Source organism: Pseudenterobacter timonensis, from assembly GCF_900021175.1.
GTDB lineage: Bacteria > Pseudomonadota > Gammaproteobacteria > Enterobacterales > Enterobacteriaceae > Enterobacter > Enterobacter timonensis.
On record NZ_FCOP01000011.1, the window covers coordinates 1,439,039 to 1,457,799 of the forward strand.

Consider the following 18,761-nt stretch of genomic DNA (forward strand, 5'->3'; position numbering starts at 1 on the left):
TGAATAGTGTAACGCTGATTATGTTGCTGTGGGGATAAACATTGGCTAAACCGGGGGGGAGGGTGCCCCCTTTCCGGGCGGAAAGGGGGAGGCGGGCTTATTTCAGCTCATCAACCAGCGTAATGGCGCGGCCAATGTAGTTCGCCGGGGTCATCGCCTTCAGGCGGGTTTTCTCTTCTTCCGGTAGTTCCAGACTGTCGATAAACTGCTTCATCCCTTCGGCATCAACGCGCTTGCCGCGGGTCAGCTCTTTCAGTTTTTCATACGGTTTTTCGATGCCGTAGCGGCGCATCACCGTCTGAATCGGCTCCGCCAGCACTTCCCAGTTATGATCCAGCTCGTCCAGCAGACGCTCGCGGTTCACCTCCAGCTTGCTCACCCCTTTCAGGGTGGACTGGTAGGCGATCAGCGCATAGCCGATACCGACGCCCAGGTTACGCAACACGGTGGAGTCGGTGAGATCGCGCTGCCAGCGGGAGACCGGCAGTTTGCTCGCCATATGCTGCAGCACGGCGTTGGCCAGCCCCAGGTTGCCTTCGGAGTTTTCGAAGTCGATTGGGTTAACCTTGTGCGGCATGGTGGAGGAGCCGATTTCGCCGGCAATGGTTTTCTGCCTGAAGTGGTTCAGCGCGATGTAACCCCAGACGTCACGATCGAAGTCGATCAGGATGGTGTTAAAGCGGGCGATGCAGTCAAACAGCTCGGCAATATAGTCATGCGGCTCGATCTGGGTGGTGTACGGGTTCCACTGAATGCCGAGAGAGGTGACAAACTCTTCGCTGAACTGATGCCAGTCAACGAACGGGTACGCGGCGATGTGGGCGTTGTAGTTCCCGACCGCGCCGTTGATTTTGCCGAGGATCTCCACCTGCTCCAGCTGACGGTACTGGCGCTCCATGCGGTACGCCACGTTCGCCATCTCTTTACCGATAGTGGACGGGGTCGCCGGCTGGCCGTGGGTACGGGAGAGCAGAGGGATATCGCGGTACTGAACGGCAAGCTCCTTCACCGCGTCAATGATCTTCCGCCAGAAGGGCAACACCACCTCCTGACGCGCGGTAGAGAGCATCAGCGCGTGGGAGAGGTTGTTAATATCTTCAGAGGTACAGGCGAAGTGGATAAACTCCGAGACGGCGTGCAGCGCCGGAACGGCCGCCACTTTCTCTTTCAGAAAATACTCCACCGCCTTCACGTCATGGTTAGTGGTGCGCTCGATGGTTTTAATGCGCTGCGCATCTTCTTCATTAAATTCCGCGACGATTTTATCAAGGTAATCGTTTGCCTGGGCGTCAAAAGCAGGAACTTCCTTGATTGCTGCCTGCGCCGCCAGCTTCTGCAGCCAGCGTACTTCAACCTGTACACGGAACTTCAGCAGGCCATATTCGCTGAAGATCCCGCGCAGCGCGCTGACTTTATCGCCGTAGCGTCCATCGACAGGGGAAACGGCGGTCAGTGAGGATAATTCCATAGTTCGCAACTCCGGGAGGTTAACAATGAGCAAGAATTTGTTTTGCCTGAGTCGTCAGGCGATGACGGGAAAACATCAGCTGCAGTCGTCCGCCGCCTACCTGCTGCCACAGGACTGCGGCGCGGATGCCCGCCAGCAGGGAGGCGCGTACTTTAGCCTGCACCTGCGGGCTTTGCAGAACGGCGGGGGAGCCAGTGACCTGAATGCGCGGGCCGAGAGGGCTTATCACGTCAACGTAGATAGCCGCCATCGCGCTGAGGAGGGTCTCCGATTGCAGATCAAAATGTTCAAGCTGGCGCTGCAGTCCGGCAATGCGGTTGCCGAGCGTATCCATGGCACCTTTCGCGCCGTTGAGCTTGCGCTCCAGCACCATCAGACTCAGGGTGTAGCGCGTCAGTTCGGCATTCAGCCCCTGACGGCTGCTGGCGTTCAGTACGCCGAGAAGCGTTTCAAGCCCGAGACGAAGATTGGCTTCGCTGCCGCCGAACACCCCCAGCGTCGAGCTGGGGTTAAGATCGACCACGCTGTTAAGCGAAACGTGCAGCGCGTCCGCATCGCAGTGACCCTGATGCGCCAGCTGTTGCACCAGACGGGCAGACTGGCAAATTCCCGCCAGCGCCAGGGTGATGTCATAATAATTCTTCGCCACACGGGCTCCTTTTAGTGTGCAATCGCGTTAAACAGCAGTCAGCGGCAGCCGCTGCTCAATAATTCCGCCGCCCAGACAGATATCGCCGCTATAGAAGACGGCGGACTGCCCCGGCGTGACCGCGGCGACCGGCTCATCAAAGCGCACCTCGATACGATCGTCATCGAGGGCGGTCACGGTGCAGGGAATGTCGGTCTGGCGGTAACGGGTTTTCACCGTGCAGCGCAGGGTGCCTTTTAACGGCTCGCGATCGACCCAGTGCAACTGTTGTGCAATCAGTCCAGACGACATCAGGCGAGGGTGATCGTGCCCCTGGGCAACAATCAGAATATTGTTTTCCACATCTTTATCGACCACGTACCACGGATCTTCGCTGCCCTCTTTGGTACCGCCGATACCGAGTCCTTTACGCTGTCCGAGCGTGTGATACATCAGCCCCTGGTGCTGGCCGATTTCGTCGCCATCAACGGTGACGATTTTACCCGGCTGCGCAGGGAGATAGCGGCCGAGAAATTCGCGGAATTTACGCTCGCCGATAAAGCAGATGCCGGTGGAATCTTTCTTTTTCGCGGTAATCAGATCCAGTTCTTCCGCGATGCGGCGCACTTCGGGTTTTTCCAGCTCGCCCACCGGGAAGAGGCTCTGGGCGATCTGTTCGTGGCCGAGCGTATAAAGGAAGTAGCTCTGGTCTTTATTGCCATCCAGACCGCGCAGCAGCTGGCTTTTGCCATTCACATCCGCGCGGCGCACATAGTGGCCGGTGGCGATATAGTCGGCGCCCAGATCTTCGGCGGCAAATTCGAGGAAGGCTTTGAACTTAATCTCTTTATTGCAGAGGATATCCGGGTTAGGCGTGCGCCCCGCTTTATACTCCGCGAGGAAATGCTCGAACACGTTGTCCCAGTATTCGGCGGCAAAGTTGACGGTGTGCAGTTCAATGCCCAGCTTATCGCAGACCGCCTGCGCATCGGCGAGATCGGCGGCGGCGGTGCAATATTCCTCGCCATCATCCTCCTCCCAGTTCTTCATGAACAGGCCTTCCACGTGGTAACCCTGCTGTTGCAGAAGGTACGCGGAAACCGAGGAATCGACGCCGCCGGACATGCCGACGATCACTTTTTTAGGGCTTTCTGACATTGGAATACTCACGACATTGAACTTCAAGGCGGCGTATTCTATCACGCCCCCCCACCGTTGACACCCTCTGTAAATGGCCAGTTAAATTCGCCGATAACCTCCAGCGGCAGTCGGGGACCGCTGAAGTAGCTGCGAACGCTCTCCGCAACCAGCGGCGAGCGCAGGTTTGGCGCCTCCAGAATCTCCTGCGCCGTCACCCACAGGCAGCGATCGATATCGCTGTCGTGCGGCTCGGTGGCGCACATTTCGTCAAGCTCAATGACAAAGAGAAAACGCAGGAAGGGGGTGCGATCCGGCGCAATCCACTGGTGCATCCGAATGAACTGCTGCGGCGCGGCGTCGATGCCGGTCTCTTCCCACAGCTCGCGACGGGCGGCCTGCGCCAGCGTCTCGTCCGCTTCCAGATGGCCGGCAGGCTGATTCCACAACGCTTTGCCGTTGATGGTCTCTTCCACCACCAAAAATTTATCTTCAGCATGAACAAGGCAGGCGACGGTCACGTGTGGCTTAAACATAGGCATCCTTATTACAGCGGTTTATCAATACTGGCGTAAATGGCGTCAAGCTGCTGCAGGCGCGTATCGTAGGCCCGGTTCAGGCAGGCGGTATCCGCGCCGCACTGTTTGCGTGTTTTAAGCCAGCTCCGCTGATCGTCCTGCATTTCGCCGCGGCGGCCCATAGCAAAAAGTCCCTTCAGGAACTGATATTTGGTGCTCATCACCACATCTTTATCGTTAAGCGTACGATGGGCGCAAATCGCCTTTTCATCGGCCTGTTTCGCTTTATTGCAGTCAAAGCTCGCCGCGCCTGCGGCGAGAGGAGAGAGCAGTAAGCACGTCAGTAAAATCCGCTTCATCTATTTTTCCTCCAGGGTGATATCACGCCACTGGGCGTTGTCGAGGCCTTCCAGCGTATAGCTGCCCATGCTGTAGCGTATAAGGCGCAGGGTCGGGAAGCCGACATGAGCCGTCATCCGGCGAACCTGACGGTTACGGCCTTCATAAAGAGTGATCTTCAGCCAGGCGACAGGGATCGATTTGCGCTCCCTGATGGGGGGATGACGCGGCCAGAGCCACGCCGGCTCGTTCACCCGTTCGACGCCGGCGGGCAGCGTCGGGCCATCGTTGAGCGTCACGCCGCGGCGCAACGCCTCCAGCGCCTCTTCCCCCGGCTCGCCTTCCACCTGCACATAATAGACTTTGCCGGTGCGCTTGCCCGGCTGTGTAAGCCGCGCCTGCAGCGCGCCGTCGTTGGTTAAGACCATCAGCCCTTCGCTGTCCCGGTCAAGACGGCCCGCGGCGTAGACGCCCTGAACGGGAATAAAATCTTTCAGCGTACTGCGGCCCGCTTCGTCGGTGAACTGCGGCAGAACGTCGAAAGGCTTGTTGAACAAAATTACCCGTCTCGGCTGGGTGTCGATGAGATTTTTCTTGCGCTGGCTGCGGCTGAATCGCTTAAGCTGGTGATTTTTAATAGAAGTTTTGTTCATGGTATTTTCAGACGTTATCAATTGCCGCATTATAGCTGAATAACGAATGCCTTTCATGGCGTCGGACATTCAGGTACTATCGTCAGGCTCATTACAAATTATTAACATAAGATCAGTAACAACCAGAAGCGCTCGAAGGAGAGGTTAATGGAAAGCAAAGTAGTAGTTCCGGCGGAAGGTAAAAAGATCACCCTGCAGAATGGCAAGCTTAACGTTCCGAACAACCCGATTATTCCGTTCATCGAAGGTGACGGTATCGGCGTTGACGTAACCCCGGCGATGCTGAAAGTGGTTGATGCCGCTGTGGAGAAAGCCTACAAAGGCGAGCGTAAAATTTCCTGGATGGAAATTTACACCGGTGAAAAATCTACTCAAGTTTATGGCCAGGATGTCTGGCTGCCGGCGGAGACGCTGGACCTGATCCGCGACTACCGCGTCGCCATTAAAGGCCCTCTGACGACGCCGGTTGGCGGCGGCATTCGCTCCCTGAACGTGGCGCTGCGCCAGGAGCTGGACCTTTACATCTGCCTGCGTCCGGTACGTTATTATCAGGGCACTCCAAGCCCGGTTAAACACCCTGAACTGACCGATATGGTTATCTTCCGTGAGAACTCCGAAGATATCTACGCCGGTATCGAGTGGAAAGCGGACTCTGCCGACGCGGAAAAAGTGATTAAATTCCTGCGCGAAGAGATGGGCGTGAAGAAAATTCGCTTCCCGGAACATTGCGGTATCGGCATTAAGCCGTGCTCTGAAGAGGGAACTAAACGTCTGGTACGCGCGGCGATTGAGTACGCGATCACCAACGACCGCGACTCCGTGACCCTGGTGCACAAAGGCAACATCATGAAGTTCACCGAAGGGGCGTTCAAGGACTGGGGCTACCAGCTGGCGAAAGAAGAGTTCGGCGGCGAGCTGATTGACGGCGGCCCGTGGCAGAAGATTAAGAACCCGAACACCGGCAAAGAGATCATCATTAAAGATGTCATCGCCGATGCGTTCCTGCAGCAGATCCTGCTGCGTCCTGCCGAGTATGACGTTATCGCCTGTATGAACCTGAACGGCGACTATATCTCTGACGCCCTGGCGGCGCAGGTCGGCGGTATCGGTATCGCCCCGGGCGCGAACATTGGCGACGAGTGCGCGCTGTTCGAAGCGACCCACGGCACCGCGCCGAAGTATGCCGGCCAGGATAAAGTGAATCCGGGCTCCGTGATCCTCTCCGCTGAGATGATGCTGCGCCATATGCAGTGGTTCGAAGCCGCAGACCTGATTGTTAAAGGTATGGAAGGGGCGATTGCCGCCAAAACCGTAACCTATGACTTCGAACGTCTGATGGAAGGCGCTAAACTGCTGAAATGTTCAGAGTTTGGTGACGCGATTATCGCGAATATGTAATCCTGCGGGATTAAGTGAGAACGGGAACCTGAGGGTTCCCGTTTTTTATGGCTAATCATTATTAACACCACGAAAAACGGTGAGCGTCTGGCGAATAAGCAATAGATTTAACGTCTTTTTTTAAACCTGATAAAAGGGAACCAACGGACTCTCGAAGAATTAAATTTGTTATACTCCCTTTCACGGTTGTAACTATGCTTTCCCCTGCGTTTTTTAAAAGCGTGTCTAATCTTAGTGAATCTGACAATGACAACAACAGGGCTTGTATCACGTCTCTTTTTTATACTGCTTATCTCGTTCTGCGCGGTATATCTTCTTTTTTCCACTTTACCCTTTAGTGGCAATACTCAGAAAGGGGGAATAGCCTGTGTCAGCTATACCCGGGCGCTGGAAGGAACCTCTATCCTGGAGCAGGAAAACCGGCGGCATGAAAAGATTGTGGCGCTGGCAAGAGAGGCGCTGGAAAAAAAGCAGCAAAAATATTACGCCATGCCTGAACCCCTTAGCCGGGAACTCCGGGAGATCGATAACATCACTAACAATAACCTGCTGCGCGCGGAGCAGAGTCACGAGCGGAGAATTAGCCTGCAGGTTATCTCCGATGCGGTGGAGAAATACCGCGTTGAAAATCATTACTCGGTAGTTTTCAACAAAGACATAGCAGAACACGTACCGGCCGGTCGGGATATCAGCGAGGAAATAATTAATCATCTTCAGAGGATTAAAGTGGAATATGGCGAACTGCCCACCTTTGATGAGCGCGCTCTGCCGCACTCTCATTAAGGCATGGAGGAGCAGGGCGGGGGCGGAGATCTAAGCCACTTTTCAAAGGACTGTACGCCCGTGTTGGTTGACGCCCCCGGCGCTGAGGCATAAATTATCCTGATCCGCTTTCAAATCGTTGGTCCACGATAACCGATTTGATTCTGTGCATAGCCAGCATGTTTTTGGCTCGCATATTTAACTTCTCCTGAATTTTAACGCGATAGGTGCTGGTGGTTTTCTCGGAAAGCTGGAGCGCCCTGGCTATTTTATTATTTTCCAGATGAGAGAGTTTTAAAACGTCATACTCTCTTCTCGTGAAATGACTCTGCTTTAAACTGTGCAAGAAATGGAGCAGTCGTCGTAATCGCTTGATATTAAAATGCAGGGAGGAGTAAACGGTGCCATTGATTTTAACGTAGCAACCCTGCTCAATCTCATTAAGCAATACAATATACCGACACCCTCTCTTCTTAAGGTGCTTGATGGCTTCGTTTCTTAGCACATTATGCTCAATTGCCACGACGCAGGTAGAGGAAGAGGGGAGATCGCAAAGGGTATTCACCTCTTTCATTCCTTCGACAAACGTAACGTTAAACCTTGCGCGCGACGTGCCCACGCATAAATAGTAATTATCGCTCAGGAAAATAACGTTCATGAGGAAGCGTTCCCCGTTCGGGTAAAGTTTAATATCTTCAGTGCTAAAGGGAATTTCATAGAGTGAAGCCTGTGGTTTTCTCATGGAATAAAATTACGCAGCAGCGTAATAGCGCCTCTGACGCGGCTTCGCTGGGGTATTACCGACGCGCGACAGAGATGATTCAGTTATAAATCAGACTCAAGGTGGCCAGACTGTCCGCTTGTCCGGCCGTGACCTGAGAGGCGGTGCGAACATACTGGGCCTCATAATGGAGGCTGAAGAGCGTCTGGCTCGCCGTACTGGTAAAAGGCTGAACTGCCGTGCTGTTCAGGGGGACAGGGGCTCCCTGCGCCGCGCCGAAACTGTCGCCGTAGAGAAGGCGTATCCCCGCGCCCGTTGCGCCGCCTTCCTGCTGGCTCAGGGCCAGGACGTCGTTATTCGTGCCATCTTTTTCCGTTGGCCCAAAGAAGCCGATCTTTATGGTGCCCGTCTGCGGTGACTCGCAGGCCAGCGGTATCGTAAAGCTGTGTTTTTCTCCGTCGAGGCCCTTATTGAGATCGCTGACGCTGCTCTGTCCCATGTTGACGCTGATGTTGTTATCTGGGATGTAGCAGCTGGATTTATGGACCTTCAGGTCTGCCGCCGCTACCTGTACGGTGACGCCCGCCCCGGAGATGACGGTGCCGCTGGCATCTTCAAGGATCAGTTTGCCCGCCCTGATTTGCCCGCTGTTTGGTTGTTCGTAGACAATTTCCTGCGCGGTTTTGTAGAACACCACGAAGAACTGGGTGGCCATTTGCGAAGGATCGTTGGTGCTGCAAACCGCCACGCTGTCATCCCCCGAGGCGATGTAATGGACCGGCTGGCCCGCGCAGTGCGTCGTTTCCCTGATGCCTACGGCAAAACCAACGCCGGGAATGTCAGGAACTTCGTAAACCGATACCGGGGCGCCTGTGCCGTTGGGCGCGACGCCGCTCACGCCGGAGACGGTCAGCCCGTTGTCAGCGACAAAACGCATCGTCACCGGGCCGGTGCCTTCCGCGCAGTTATAGAAAGAGCGATTCTCCTGCCCCAGAATGGCCCCCGAAAGCATCGAGCCGGGTGGCAGGGTCGGATAATCTGTAATGGAATAATTCTGGAAGTTAATGATCGCATCGTTCATCGTCGGCGGACAGGTCTCGCCTGCCATTGCCCGCGCGGGAAAAAGCAGACAGCAGCCTGTCAGCAGGGGGAGGATCAGGTATAAATCTGAACGTCTTTTCACATTTACCTCTTTAAAGGGTGACACTGGGCAGTCAGCAGCCTGACGGGGCTAAATTCTGTGGCCGCGGGTAAGGTAAGAAGGGCCGTACAGCGCACGTTCTGACCCTCCCGGCGCCAGCTGGCGTGGAGCGTGCCGTGGAGCGGCACCCCGCTCAGATAGACCTCTCCGCCGTCGCCAACGATACCGGTGCTGGATTTTGCCTCGTCGTCACCGGTCACAAAGGCGCTGGCGCCGAACGGCAACGGACGGCCGCGATAGGTGAGCGTAATAAGCGCTCTTACGCCGACGTGGGTGTGGTAGTTGGCCAGCACGACGGCGCCGCTGGTCGGTACCACCGTCTGGCTACTCTGTTCCAGGTCAACCTCGTCCTGCAGCGTCCCGGTATCCAGCGAAAGCATGTTTTTATGGTAAGCCGACAGGGTCGGCATAACGGCGTAGCCGCGGGAATCGGTATGGACGTTGGTTGCCCCTTCGATCTGTACACCGGCGGCGCCCTTAGCCCGGATCAAGCCGATGGTGTCGCCGAGGCTTTGGCTCAGCGTCACCCCGTAACGGGTCGCTACGATGCCGCCCGCCGCGCCGTAGTTGAGGCGATCGCTATTACGATCGTGGCTATAACCGATGCTGGCGCTGCCTGATCCGCCGTGATAGGCCAGGGCAAGGTTGCTGCTGGCGCTATGCGCCTGGTTGTCAAAACCTTGCTGCAGGTTATAGCTCAGCCGATCGTTTGAAAGGGCGGTGCCGTAGAGCGAGATCTGCTGGGTGGTATGGCCGTCGAGATTATTGTTAAGGCTGTAACTGGTGGTGGCGCCGGGTAACCAGCGGCTGAGCGGTACGCTAATGCTCAGGTTTATCGAACGTTCTTTATCGTTGTCGTTAGCGCCCGAGCGGGTCAGGTAATAGCCCAGGCTGCAGGAGATGCCTTTGTAACTGGTGTAATAGCCCACATGAACGGTCTGGTCCACATCCGGGGATTGCCAGTAATCCTGACGATAAAACGATGCGCTGACGTTGCCCCACGCGCCAAAATCCTGCGTCAGGCTAAGCTCGGTACGGTTACGCCGGTTTTCAACATGCTGATCGGGATCCTGGTAATGGTTCGCTTCACTAAAGCTGTAAAAATCGCGGCTGGTATAGTGATTGCCGGTGAGATCAAACGACGTGTCCGTAGTCGCAAAATTTTTATGGTACTGGACGCGCAGCTGCTGCCCGCGACCCTCTTTATGGTCTGTAAGCTGCGCCCGGGCCGCGACGGTATCAATCCCCAGGGCGCCCCACCGGCCGAAATCCTTGCCGATGCCTGTCGCCAGCGCCTGATAGCGGCTGGATAGCTCCGCCCCGCCGTAAAGCGTGAAGCTTGAAGATAACCCGTAAAACGCGGAGGCCTGGATAAAGGTCGGCGTGTCGCCATCGCTATCCGGGCTGGTGTATCTCCCTGCGCTGGCGCTGAATTTAACGCGTCCTTCACGGAGCATAAAAGGCACCGCGGCCCAGGGCTGCGTGAACGTGCGCTCGCTGCCGTCGCTTTCGTGAACGGTGATTTCCAGGTCACCGCTTTGGGCGGTGGGAAAGAGATCGTTGATAACAAACGCCCCAGGGGCTACATAGGTCTCATAAATGATATAACCGTGCTGGCGAACGCTGATACGGGCATTGCTGCGGGCGACGCCGCGTATGGTGGGGGCAAAACCGCGCTCGCTGTCAGGGAGCATATCGTCATCAGAGGCGAGCTGAACGCCCGTAAACTGAAAGCTGTCAAAGATCTCGCCGGAGGTATAGCCATCCCCCAGCGTCAGCTCGCTTTTCCACTTTTTAATCGCACGCCTGACCGATGTTCCCTGCGTCTGCCAGTGATGTCCGGCGCCATATTCAAACGAAGAGGCGTTGCGCACCCGCCATGCGCCAAGGTTAAATCCTGAACGCAGGCTGAGATAGCTGTCGCTGTCGTGAATGTGGCTAATGTTTGTTGTCGACCCGGTCAGGTTGTAATCGATAAAGGCGGCGGGGATCCCCTCATCCCACTGCTCCGGCGGGATATAACCGCGCCTTTTTTGCCGCATGGCCGCCTGGGGAATGCTCAGGTCCAGACGGCTGGTGGCAAAATCATATTTTACCGTCGCATCCGGAATATATTTTCCGGGATCGGAAAAGCGCTCGCCTTCATGCAGCGTGTTAAAGGCCGGTAAGGCATCCGTATTCACCCCCAGTCTGCTGAGACAGGCGACATCCAGAACCGGCACCAGACGCGCATCCCGGATGATGAACTCCAGCTCACGCTCGTCGACCTGGGTCTGGTTCACGAAAATCGTGGCCCGATAGCGCCCGGGTTTCTGCCCCCCTTGCCGGGAAAAATAGCTCAGATCGCTCGCCTGCTGCTGCCCGGAGGTGATCTCCAGCGCCCGGGGGTCAAAATAATCCTCCGCCTGCGCGCGCCGCGCGCTGGAGCCGAGAGTCAGGGCGCCGGTCAGGATGGCCAGATGAACCCGGTTAAAACGGTGCAGGGAGAGGGTATGCATAGGCTGTTATAGACTAAATGCAAAGGCGCGATCGCCTGTCGCTTCCTGTCAACGGTTCAGGACTGCGTGGCCAGGCGCGTCAGTCCGCCATAATCGTTAATGGCCTGCCAGCTGATGGCGCCCGAGCAGGGGGTGTTCCAGCTACGCGCGGCAAAGGGATCCACCATCCCGGGCTCCTTTACCTCGGTATTGCCAACGTTGATCAGATAAAAGGAGACAAACCAGGGGGTAGGGTTGTGCACGGTCAGCCTGTTGTTGCTACAGGTAAATTCCAGCTTTTTATAGGCCAGCGCCGGATCCCCTTTCAAACCTTTCGGGCGAAAGAAAATTTTAAATCTGGACTTAACGTTGATCTGCAGTTTATTGCTGTTGGCCTTACTGGTGGGGGCGATATTTTTTACGTTAAGCCAGAATACGGATTCCCGGTCAGCGGGCAAGGGGGTACCCAGGTAGCTTATTCGTAGCGTATTTTTTTGTTCCGCGTCCAGACGAAATAATGTTGGCGTGACCACAAAAGGAGGCGTGGATTTATTTTCGCTGTCAGGATTTTCGATCCAGGACTGAATTAAATAGGGGGTCTCTTTTTCCATATTGGTAATAGAAAAAGCGACTTCCCGCTGCTCCTGCGGATAGATGACGCGGGTTCCCCCCATGACGACACCGGCCTGTGCGCAAAGGCAATAACCCAGCGATAAAAACAGTATCGCGAATGTTGTTTTATTCATGTTGATTTTACCGGCGGTTTTAAATAGCAGAGTCTCCTCTGCTATTTAAAATTATCAGTTATAGACCATCAGGAAGTTTGCATCGGCATCGGCTTCTCCGGTGGTCACAGTCTCTGCGGTCGCGTTATAGCTGGCGTAAAAATTCAGGGTCTTTGAATCTTCCCCTTCAGTGAGTTCGACGCTTCTGGAGATATCGCCAATCTTAATCTGAGTATTGCGATCGCTTTCGTACAGTTTAACGGCCACGCCCGTGGCGGTATTCCCCTCGCTGTCTACCGCGGAGTTCAGGCCCAGCAGGGAGTTATCCGTCGAATCTTTGGTGCCATCAAACAGAACGGCAACAGATTTTACCGAGTCCGGGCAGCCCTCTACGGAGATATGGAAAGGGGTGCGCGTCGTCTCTTTTTGTGTTGCAAAGTAGGTGGCCGCCCAGGTGCCCAGCTCAACCGACTGGCCTGCGCTGTCCGTGCTGATGTTACAGGATGCGTCGGTAATTTTTCCGGTGAAATGCACCACGCCACCGGTCCCCTGGGTACCGGCGTCGTTGCCGGGATTGGTATTAATGGTATTATCGTTATTACCTGACGGAAGTTCAGCCAGCGCATTTGCACTTACCATCATCAGCGTACATACGCTCATTGCCAGGATGGTTTTTTTATTAATCATGTCCACTCGTCCCATTTAGCTCAATAAACCCTTTTGATTAATTTCAGCTATGTAACTGGTGGTGTTCTCTTGCCATATCACCATTATTACCAGCAGGTCTTTCTATTCGCAGTGAATATCAAACGGCAAAAATGCTAACAAAAAATCTGCTATGCGCTGACCGAAAAGCGGTTTAAAAATAAATTATGTTACGGGCGCGAGTAAGAGAAAAAGCTTATTTGACGACGGGCAGATCCGAATAGCGGGTTGTATAGCAAGGGGATAACATTTCGCGCTTCATCGCCCAGGATTTCTGCGCACCCTGACCCGCAAACCACAGGGTGCCCCGGCCAGAGCGATTAAGATCGTCAATAACATGCATCAGCGCGGCACTGTTCGGACGGGGTTGATGCTCGTCAAACAGGTTAAGCTGAGCCACCCCCTGGCTGAAGAAGTCGCTCAGCATTACGCCCGCTTTAATATAGCGGGGGCCATCAACCCAGATGCGGTTCAGCCCGTCGATCGCCACGTTGATAATATCCCGGGTATCGTTAGAGGGCGTCATCAGCCTGCCCGAAGCCTGATTGCCGTAAAAAACCCCATCCTTCGCATGTGGGCTGGTACGAATAAAGACGGTGATAAAGCAGCAAAATTGTTTCTCTTCCCGCAGTTTCTCGGCGGCGCGCTCGGCGTAGGCGCAGACCGCCTGGCGCATATCTTCATACCGGGTGATGCGGCTACCGAAGGAGCGGCTGCAGATTATCTGTTGCCTGGCCGGAGAGAACTCTTCCAGCGCCAGACAGGGTTCTCCTCGCAGCTCGCGTGCCGTTCTTTCCAGCACCACGTTGAAATGTTTACGGATCACCCAGCCTGAACAGTCGGCCAGTTGCAGAGCGGTGTCGATGCCCATCAGGCTCAGCTTCTTGCCGATCCGTCGTCCGACGCCCCACACCTCGCCGACCGGCACCAGCGCCAGCAGCCTGCGTTGGCGGTCGATGTTTGATAAATCGACCACGCCCCCCGTTTTTTTCCAGGTTTTTGCCGCGTGGTTGGCCAGCTTGGCTAACGTTTTCGTGGGAGCGATGCCCACCCCGGCGGTAAGGCCGGTCTCCCGGAAGAGGCGCTGGCGAATGGCGTGGCCGAACACCTCCAGGCTCATACAGTTACGGATACCGGTCACGTCAAGGAACGCTTCGTCAATGGAGTAGATCTCCGCTCTCGGCGCCATCTCTTCGAGAATGGTCATGACCCGGCGGCTCATATCCGCATAGAGCGCATAATTGGAGCTAAATACGTGGACCTTTTGCCGCTTCAGCTGATCCTTTAACTGAAAATAGGGGCCCGCCATGCTAATCCCCAGCGCTTTCGCTTCTGCTGAGCGCGAAATAATACACCCATCATTATTGGAAACGACCACCACCGGCTTTCCCTGCAGATCGGGCCGAAAAACGGTCTCGCAGGAGGTGTAAAAGCTATTTATATCAACGAGCGCGAACATGTCTGTTGGACTTCAGAGTAAAGGTCACTACGCCAAATATTTGCAGCTCTTCTTCCGTGTCGAAAACAATGGGCGAATAGTTAGCGTTATGGGGTAAGAGCTGAAAGCGTGGATATGTTTGCAGCTCTTTTACGGTAAATTCACCGCCGACGGCGGCGATAACAATATCGCCATGCGCGGCAGATAAGGAGCGATCCACGACCAGTAAATCACCGTTGCTGATGCCTGCGCCGATCATGGAGTCGCCGCTTACTCTGACAAAGTAGGTTGCACTGGGATGTTTTATAACCAGCTTGTTGAGATCGAGGCTCTCTTCGATATAGTCCTGGGCGGGGCTGGGGAACCCGCAAGGCACCCGTTCCATAAATAGCGGAAGCAATATTGGGGTGCCGGGTTGACAGGGAAAGATGAATTGCATAATCCGTGGCTCATTCAACTGTATTTATATACAGTATCCATGATTGATCGCAACGATCAAGTTACCGGAAGAATATTTTCTTCAATACTTTGAAAAATAACAGAATTTTAGCGGTTTTGAAAATGCAAAGGCGGTTAAAAAGCAGGCGTGATGCCGGACAGGGGGGTCAGACAGAGCAAAGAAGGGCGCACGCTTTTGGACCAGAATGCGCCACGCAAAGGAGGGGGTTATTCGTTGATGAGCCACATATCGGACTCGTCAAACATCTCTTCGAGCATGCGGTTCAGCTTCTCGCGATCGTTTTTACTGGCATCGCTGTTTAACCCGTTAGCCTGCATCGGCTTAACCCTCACCTCGGCATCGGGAAAGAGGCGGTGAACGCGCCGGGTCAGTTCATTCAGGATGATCTCGTTTGCTCCCGGCAATCCTGCAACGTTACGTTTGTCATAAACAAGCTCAACGAACATATAAAAAACCTTTACTGTTTACATATACAGTATTTATACAAGGTTCGCAGAGAGAGTCAAGCGATGGAGAAGGTAAGCTGTGTGACGGTTACACAGAGAGTAAACAGGAGGTGTCGGGGGAGACGCCCCGTTTAACCCCCCTTTTTTTGCCGGTATTTAGCAAAAAATGCCAAGACCCATATTCTCTCTTTTCATAGACTTTGCGGATCTGATCGCGGTCCCGATTTTGCTATACAGGTAAAAACGCCTATAAACTATCCGGGCTGCTCTTACCACCTGAACAGGAAAGCGTTTCACTCAATGACGAGACTGCCAACTTTTTCACTCTCTTTTTTTCATCCGCGCTACTGGCTGCTCTGGCTGGGGATTATTCTCCTGCGATGCGCGCTGCTACTGCCTTACCCTCTGCTGCGCCGTCTGGGATGCAGCCTGGGGAGACTCTCCATGTGGGTTTTGCCCCGCCGTGTGAAGGTCGCCCGCCGCAATCTGGAACTTTGCTTCCCGGAACTTTCCTCTACGGAGCGCGAACAGCTGCTTCGCAAAAACTTCGAATCTGTCGGTATGGGGGTAGTGGAAACAGGGATTGCCTGGTACTGGCCCGACTGGCGGATGCGTAAATGGTTTACCGTCAGCGGCTATGAACATATGGAAAAGGCGCGCGCGGGCAAACGCGGCGTGCTGCTTATCGGCATGCATTTTCTGACGCTGGAACTCGGCGCGCGTATTTTCGGCATGTTGAATCCAGGGGTGGGCGTTTACCGGCCCAATAATAACGCGCTCTATGACTGGCTGCAGACGAGAGGGCGGTTACGCTCCAATAAAACCATGCTCGATCGCTATGATTTAAAGGGAATGATAAAGGCGCTTAAGCAGGATGAAATTGTCTGGTACGCCCCCGATCACGATTACGGCGCGCGCAACAGCGTGTTCGTTCCCTTTTTTAATGTCCCGGATGCGGCAACCACCGCCGGCAGCTATATGCTGGTACGCAGCGCTCGCCCGGCGGTAGTCCCCTTTATCCCGCGTCGTCGCGCCGACGGGAAAGGCTACGAGCTGATTATCCTGCCGGATATCGGGGAGCAGCTCTACGATCAGGATAAAGAGAGCGTGGCCACCCGCATGAACCAGGCGATAGAGGAGGCCATTCGCCAGGCGCCGGAGCAGTATATGTGGCTGCATCGCCGCTTCAAAACGCGCCCGGAAGGGGAGCCTGCGCTCTATGAAAAGGTTAAAAAACGCAAACGTAAGCGCAAGCGCAAATCCTGACGCTCTCCCGCAGCCGCTGCGAAAGCAGGTAAAAAAAGCCCACCGAAAGGTGGGCAAGAATACTGGAAGCAATGTGAGCAATGTCGTGCTGAATAGTTGAGTGTTTTGCTCAACTATTCAGTGTTGAGAAAGATAATCTTTCTCAATAAAACATGCAACCCCATCTTTTGTGTGTTTTGTCTTGAGTGGCCTGTTGTCGATAAAATGTGCAAACGCGCCTGTGATTCTTGTCACAAACTTTCTTTCCTGAATCCTGTGCTATCCTTTTCTGTGTTGTTGATTTATTGAAAAAAACCATACGGAGAGGAAAGCTATGGGAATTTTATCGTGGATTATCTTTGGGCTTATCGCGGGTATTCTGGCTAAGTGGATCATGCCTGGTAAAGATGGCGGTGGCCTCATCGTAACCATCATTCTGGGTATTATCGGCGCCGTGGTCGGCGGCTGGATCAGTACTCTGTTCGGCTTTGGCCGGGTGGATGGCTTCAATTTCGGCAGCTTTGTCGTTGCGGTGATTGGCGCACTGGTGGTTCTGTTTATCTACAGAAAAGTCAGAAGCTAACAGACGACATATCAGATAAGGCTGCCCCGGGCAGCCTTTCTTTTGGCCGTTACCACCAGCCCAGCTGCGATCCCGCCACGGCCACAATCGCGACGATTAGCATAATGATGGTTGTCTTTCTCATCTATACCCCAGGCGCAGCGTAGCCGCCGACGAAAAACCACGTTAAAAAGATGACTGCCGCGATAAAAATCGCGACCGGAAACAGAATACCGATTCGCATCACGTTACCTTTAAGCTTGCCGAGCCGTTGAGTGTACGGGGTTAATCCTCAGGGAGAAAGTCCGTTGCGCGTTTTCCCTTCTTCTCCTCATACATCGCCATGTCTGCCGCGCGCAACGCGCTGTCAACATCGGTATGGAGAGGATCAATCGCCACGACCCCGACGCTCGCTCCCGGATAGACAATATGCACATTGCCGAGCCAGTATTCACCCGCGATGCGCGCCCCGATCTCTGTTTTAATGACGTTGATCTGCCTGCGCTCCGCCTCACCCTCGCCCTGGCTCAGACAGGCCAGCAGAAACTCATCGCCGCCCAGACGCCCAATAATATCGTCTTCGGTCTGTCCTTCGGTCAGGCGCCGGCCAGCCTCCACCAGAAACCGGTCGCCCGCTTCGTGGCCGTAGCGATCGTTGATGAGCTTAAAATCATCCAGATCGATAAAGGCGAGGATGGCATGGCGCTGCAGATGGCGCGCCAGTGAAAAGAGGGCGTTGAGATTTTCAAAAATTGCCCGGCGGTTGGGCAGGCCGGTGAGGGCGTCGGTGTAGGAGTGGGCGATCAGGGCGGCGTTAGCCTCCTGAAGCTGTATCACCAGCGCCTCTTTCTGAATGTATTGTGCAATCAGGCCGGCAAAAAGCTGTAAAACCTGCTCGCCGCGGCTGCTGAGCGCCCTCTTTTCCGAGCTGCTGGCGCAGAGCGTGCCGTAGAGCGACCCATCGGCAAGGTGAATGGGAATACTCATCCAGGTTGTAATACCCAGCGCTTTAGCCGCCTCGCAGTCGGGCCAGCGTTCCGGCACGTTATCGCTAAAAAAGCAGTGGCTGTCAAAGGCGCGCTTACAGAGCGTCTCGCCCCAGGGGACGCTCATTCCTTCCGGGATCTGCATCTGTTTGCTGTTGCGGGCGTAGAGGATATGCTGCAGACGCGCGTTGAGATCCACTTTGGTGAGATAGGTTGACTCCATCTCGGTGACGATCTCCAGCATCTCCAGCAACTGGCGGACCAGGCTTTCGAGGGAGTGTTGAGTGGCGAGGGTTTCTGAAACACGGGCAAGAATAATGTCCGACATCTGTAACTTGACTCCCATGCAGAGGAGAGTTCTCTGCATGTTATGCTGAAATTTTAAACTCCTGCGCATAGTAGAACATGAAACGGTGAAATTTTATATATCGTGTTCGCGTCCATTACCCATAAAAAAGCCCCACCACGGCGGGTGAGGCAAAATTTTGCATCATGGAAAAGTGTTCTGTGGTCAAGACAGAACGTGGCCATTATCGCTGGTGAAAGTGCAGGCTTAATGAAGAAATCGTGGAGAAAATCGACGTCAGCCGTTAGTCTTATCTTCTTCAGAAAGAAAAGGAAATGTTCATGCGTTATTTACTTCTTGCGCTGGCCTTACCCCTTGCCGCCTGCTCAGCCAGGCAGGAAGAGGCCCCTCGTCCCCCCATCGGCATGGCTAACCCTGCGTCGGTTTACTGCGTACAAAAAGGGGGCGAACTGGTGCCGGTACAAAGTCCGCAGGGCGTCTTCGCCAACTGTAAACTGCCAGGTGGCCAGACGATTGAAGAGTGGGATCTCTACCGACGCGATCATCCCGCGCCCACCAGATGACAGCGGCCCGGTAACTGCGATA

22 protein-coding genes are annotated in these 18,761 nt (G+C 54.7%); 5 read left to right on the forward strand and 17 right to left on the reverse strand.

Annotation, left to right across the window (positions count from 1 at the left end; genetic code table 11):
• Positions 1-97: 97 nt before the first annotated feature.
• The 6 genes from purB to rluE are packed head-to-tail and all read right to left on the reverse strand — an operon-like array spanning position 98 to position 4,773.
• Positions 98-1,468 carry an adenylosuccinate lyase gene (gene purB / locus BN3796_RS13075; protein ID WP_061708759.1) on the reverse strand — a complete coding sequence of 457 codons (1,371 nt, stop codon included), beginning with the start codon at positions 1,466-1,468 and terminating at the stop codon, positions 98-100.
• Between the two features lie 19 nt (positions 1,469-1,487).
• On the reverse strand, positions 1,488-2,117 hold the full coding sequence (gene hflD / locus BN3796_RS13080; RefSeq protein WP_061708760.1) for a high frequency lysogenization protein HflD: 630 nt from the start codon (positions 2,115-2,117) through the stop codon (positions 1,488-1,490).
• A gap of 27 nt (positions 2,118-2,144) precedes the next feature.
• The gene (gene mnmA / locus BN3796_RS13085) at positions 2,145-3,254 is read right to left on the reverse strand and encodes a tRNA 2-thiouridine(34) synthase MnmA (RefSeq protein WP_061708761.1); all 1,110 of its coding nucleotides are present in this window, start codon (positions 3,252-3,254) and stop codon (positions 2,145-2,147) included.
• A 41-nt stretch (positions 3,255-3,295) separates the two neighbouring features.
• Positions 3,296-3,769 (reverse strand): NUDIX domain-containing protein, encoded by a 474-nt coding sequence (locus BN3796_RS13090; protein ID WP_061708762.1) that lies wholly within the window; start codon positions 3,767-3,769, stop codon positions 3,296-3,298.
• 11 nt (positions 3,770-3,780) lie between these two features.
• Positions 3,781-4,110, reverse strand: a complete 330-nt coding sequence (locus BN3796_RS13095) for a lysozyme inhibitor LprI family protein (protein WP_061708763.1) — start codon at positions 4,108-4,110, stop codon at positions 3,781-3,783.
• Complete coding sequence (rluE, locus tag BN3796_RS13100) at positions 4,111-4,773, reverse strand: 23S rRNA pseudouridine(2457) synthase RluE (protein WP_061708764.1); 663 nt, start codon at positions 4,771-4,773, stop codon at positions 4,111-4,113.
• 117 nt (positions 4,774-4,890) lie between these two features.
• Between rluE and icd the strand changes: the two genes are divergently transcribed.
• Together icd and BN3796_RS13110 are read left to right on the forward strand one after the other, a co-directional pair.
• On the forward strand, positions 4,891-6,141 hold the full coding sequence (icd, locus tag BN3796_RS13105; RefSeq protein ID WP_061708765.1) for an NADP-dependent isocitrate dehydrogenase: 1,251 nt from the start codon (positions 4,891-4,893) through the stop codon (positions 6,139-6,141).
• Positions 6,142-6,375: 234 nt separating this feature from the next.
• Positions 6,376-6,924, forward strand: a complete 549-nt coding sequence (locus BN3796_RS13110; RefSeq protein ID WP_148381793.1) for an OmpH family outer membrane protein — start codon at positions 6,376-6,378, stop codon at positions 6,922-6,924.
• Positions 6,925-7,018: 94 nt separating this feature from the next.
• On the opposite strand, the gene BN3796_RS13115 is transcribed toward BN3796_RS13110, so the two are convergent.
• The 8 genes from BN3796_RS13115 to BN3796_RS13150 form a co-directional block, all read right to left on the reverse strand.
• On the reverse strand, positions 7,019-7,561 hold the full coding sequence (locus tag BN3796_RS13115) for a LuxR C-terminal-related transcriptional regulator (RefSeq protein WP_061708857.1): 543 nt from the start codon (positions 7,559-7,561) through the stop codon (positions 7,019-7,021).
• Between the two features lie 163 nt (positions 7,562-7,724).
• The gene (locus BN3796_RS13120; RefSeq protein WP_148381794.1) at positions 7,725-8,807 is read right to left on the reverse strand and encodes a fimbrial protein; all 1,083 of its coding nucleotides are present in this window, start codon (positions 8,805-8,807) and stop codon (positions 7,725-7,727) included.
• 2 nt (positions 8,808-8,809) lie between these two features.
• On the reverse strand, positions 8,810-11,323 hold the full coding sequence (locus BN3796_RS13125) for a fimbria/pilus outer membrane usher protein (RefSeq protein WP_061708768.1): 2,514 nt from the start codon (positions 11,321-11,323) through the stop codon (positions 8,810-8,812).
• Between the two features lie 56 nt (positions 11,324-11,379).
• Positions 11,380-12,048, reverse strand: a complete 669-nt coding sequence (locus tag BN3796_RS13130) for a fimbrial biogenesis chaperone (RefSeq protein WP_061708769.1) — start codon at positions 12,046-12,048, stop codon at positions 11,380-11,382.
• Between the two features lie 54 nt (positions 12,049-12,102).
• A complete protein-coding gene (locus tag BN3796_RS13135) occupies positions 12,103-12,714 on the reverse strand; it encodes a fimbrial protein (RefSeq protein ID WP_073885187.1) in 612 nt (203 codons plus the stop codon).
• A gap of 214 nt (positions 12,715-12,928) precedes the next feature.
• Entirely contained in the window at positions 12,929-14,191 is a 1,263-nt protein-coding gene (gene umuC / locus BN3796_RS13140) for a translesion error-prone DNA polymerase V subunit UmuC (RefSeq protein ID WP_061708770.1), read from the reverse strand.
• Positions 14,175-14,609: a translesion error-prone DNA polymerase V autoproteolytic subunit gene (gene umuD, locus BN3796_RS13145; RefSeq protein WP_061708771.1), complete on the reverse strand. Its 435-nt coding sequence runs from the start codon at positions 14,607-14,609 to the stop codon at positions 14,175-14,177. Before umuD ends, umuC begins: the two co-directional genes overlap by 17 nt.
• A 227-nt stretch (positions 14,610-14,836) precedes the next feature.
• Positions 14,837-15,076, reverse strand: a complete 240-nt coding sequence (locus BN3796_RS13150; protein WP_061708772.1) for a DinI family protein — start codon at positions 15,074-15,076, stop codon at positions 14,837-14,839.
• Positions 15,077-15,376: 300 nt separating this feature from the next.
• On the opposite strand from BN3796_RS13150, the gene lpxL reads away from it, so the two are divergent.
• Together lpxL and BN3796_RS13160 are read left to right on the forward strand one after the other, a co-directional pair.
• Positions 15,377-16,342: an LpxL/LpxP family Kdo(2)-lipid IV(A) lauroyl/palmitoleoyl acyltransferase gene (gene lpxL / locus BN3796_RS13155; protein WP_061708773.1), complete on the forward strand. Its 966-nt coding sequence runs from the start codon at positions 15,377-15,379 to the stop codon at positions 16,340-16,342.
• A gap of 313 nt (positions 16,343-16,655) precedes the next feature.
• On the forward strand, positions 16,656-16,904 hold the full coding sequence (locus BN3796_RS13160; protein WP_061708774.1) for a GlsB/YeaQ/YmgE family stress response membrane protein: 249 nt from the start codon (positions 16,656-16,658) through the stop codon (positions 16,902-16,904).
• A gap of 49 nt (positions 16,905-16,953) precedes the next feature.
• Here the strand turns inward: BN3796_RS13160 and yoaJ are convergent, their stop codons facing one another.
• The 3 genes from yoaJ to BN3796_RS13165 are packed head-to-tail and all read right to left on the reverse strand — an operon-like array spanning position 16,954 to position 18,197.
• Complete coding sequence (gene yoaJ, locus BN3796_RS21190) at positions 16,954-17,028, reverse strand: protein YoaJ (RefSeq protein WP_073885218.1); 75 nt, start codon at positions 17,026-17,028, stop codon at positions 16,954-16,956.
• Positions 17,029-17,127 (reverse strand): YoaK family small membrane protein, encoded by a 99-nt coding sequence (locus BN3796_RS20720; protein ID WP_148381795.1) that lies wholly within the window; start codon positions 17,125-17,127, stop codon positions 17,029-17,031. It lies immediately after the preceding gene.
• A gap of 41 nt (positions 17,128-17,168) precedes the next feature.
• Positions 17,169-18,197 (reverse strand): GGDEF domain-containing protein, encoded by a 1,029-nt coding sequence (locus tag BN3796_RS13165; protein ID WP_061708775.1) that lies wholly within the window; start codon positions 18,195-18,197, stop codon positions 17,169-17,171.
• 299 nt (positions 18,198-18,496) lie between these two features.
• Here BN3796_RS13165 and BN3796_RS13170 point away from each other — a divergent pair, with 299 nt between their 5' ends.
• Positions 18,497-18,739, forward strand: a complete 243-nt coding sequence (locus BN3796_RS13170) for a putative hemolysin (RefSeq protein ID WP_061708776.1) — start codon at positions 18,497-18,499, stop codon at positions 18,737-18,739.
• Positions 18,740-18,761 lie beyond the last annotated feature (22 nt).

Excerpts from the sequence above, each read along its gene's own strand:
- purB (WP_061708759.1), bottom strand. The coding sequence starts at position 1,468 with ATGGAATTATCCTCACTGACCGCCGTTTCCCCTGTCGATGGACGCTAC.
- mnmA (WP_061708761.1), bottom strand. The coding sequence starts at position 3,254 with ATGTCAGAAAGCCCTAAAAAAGTGATCGTCGGCATGTCCGGCGGCGTC.
- BN3796_RS13090 (WP_061708762.1), bottom strand. The coding sequence starts at position 3,769 with ATGTTTAAGCCACACGTGACCGTCGCCTGCCTTGTTCATGCTGAAGAT.
- BN3796_RS13095 (WP_061708763.1), bottom strand. The coding sequence starts at position 4,110 with ATGAAGCGGATTTTACTGACGTGCTTACTGCTCTCTCCTCTCGCCGCA.
- rluE (WP_061708764.1), bottom strand. The coding sequence starts at position 4,773 with ATGCGGCAATTGATAACGTCTGAAAATACCATGAACAAAACTTCTATT.
- icd (WP_061708765.1), top strand. The coding sequence starts at position 4,891 with ATGGAAAGCAAAGTAGTAGTTCCGGCGGAAGGTAAAAAGATCACCCTG.
- BN3796_RS13115 (WP_061708857.1), bottom strand. The coding sequence starts at position 7,561 with ATGAACGTTATTTTCCTGAGCGATAATTACTATTTATGCGTGGGCACG.
- BN3796_RS13125 (WP_061708768.1), bottom strand. The coding sequence starts at position 11,323 with ATGCATACCCTCTCCCTGCACCGTTTTAACCGGGTTCATCTGGCCATC.
- BN3796_RS13130 (WP_061708769.1), bottom strand. The coding sequence starts at position 12,048 with ATGAATAAAACAACATTCGCGATACTGTTTTTATCGCTGGGTTATTGC.
- BN3796_RS13135 (WP_073885187.1), bottom strand. The coding sequence starts at position 12,714 with ATGATTAATAAAAAAACCATCCTGGCAATGAGCGTATGTACGCTGATG.
- umuC (WP_061708770.1), bottom strand. The coding sequence starts at position 14,191 with ATGTTCGCGCTCGTTGATATAAATAGCTTTTACACCTCCTGCGAGACC.
- umuD (WP_061708771.1), bottom strand. The coding sequence starts at position 14,609 with ATGCAATTCATCTTTCCCTGTCAACCCGGCACCCCAATATTGCTTCCG.
- BN3796_RS13150 (WP_061708772.1), bottom strand. The coding sequence starts at position 15,076 with ATGTTCGTTGAGCTTGTTTATGACAAACGTAACGTTGCAGGATTGCCG.
- lpxL (WP_061708773.1), top strand. The coding sequence starts at position 15,377 with ATGACGAGACTGCCAACTTTTTCACTCTCTTTTTTTCATCCGCGCTAC.
- BN3796_RS13160 (WP_061708774.1), top strand. The coding sequence starts at position 16,656 with ATGGGAATTTTATCGTGGATTATCTTTGGGCTTATCGCGGGTATTCTG.
- BN3796_RS20720 (WP_148381795.1), bottom strand. The coding sequence starts at position 17,127 with ATGCGAATCGGTATTCTGTTTCCGGTCGCGATTTTTATCGCGGCAGTC.
- BN3796_RS13165 (WP_061708775.1), bottom strand. The coding sequence starts at position 18,197 with ATGTCGGACATTATTCTTGCCCGTGTTTCAGAAACCCTCGCCACTCAA.
- BN3796_RS13170 (WP_061708776.1), top strand. The coding sequence starts at position 18,497 with ATGCGTTATTTACTTCTTGCGCTGGCCTTACCCCTTGCCGCCTGCTCA.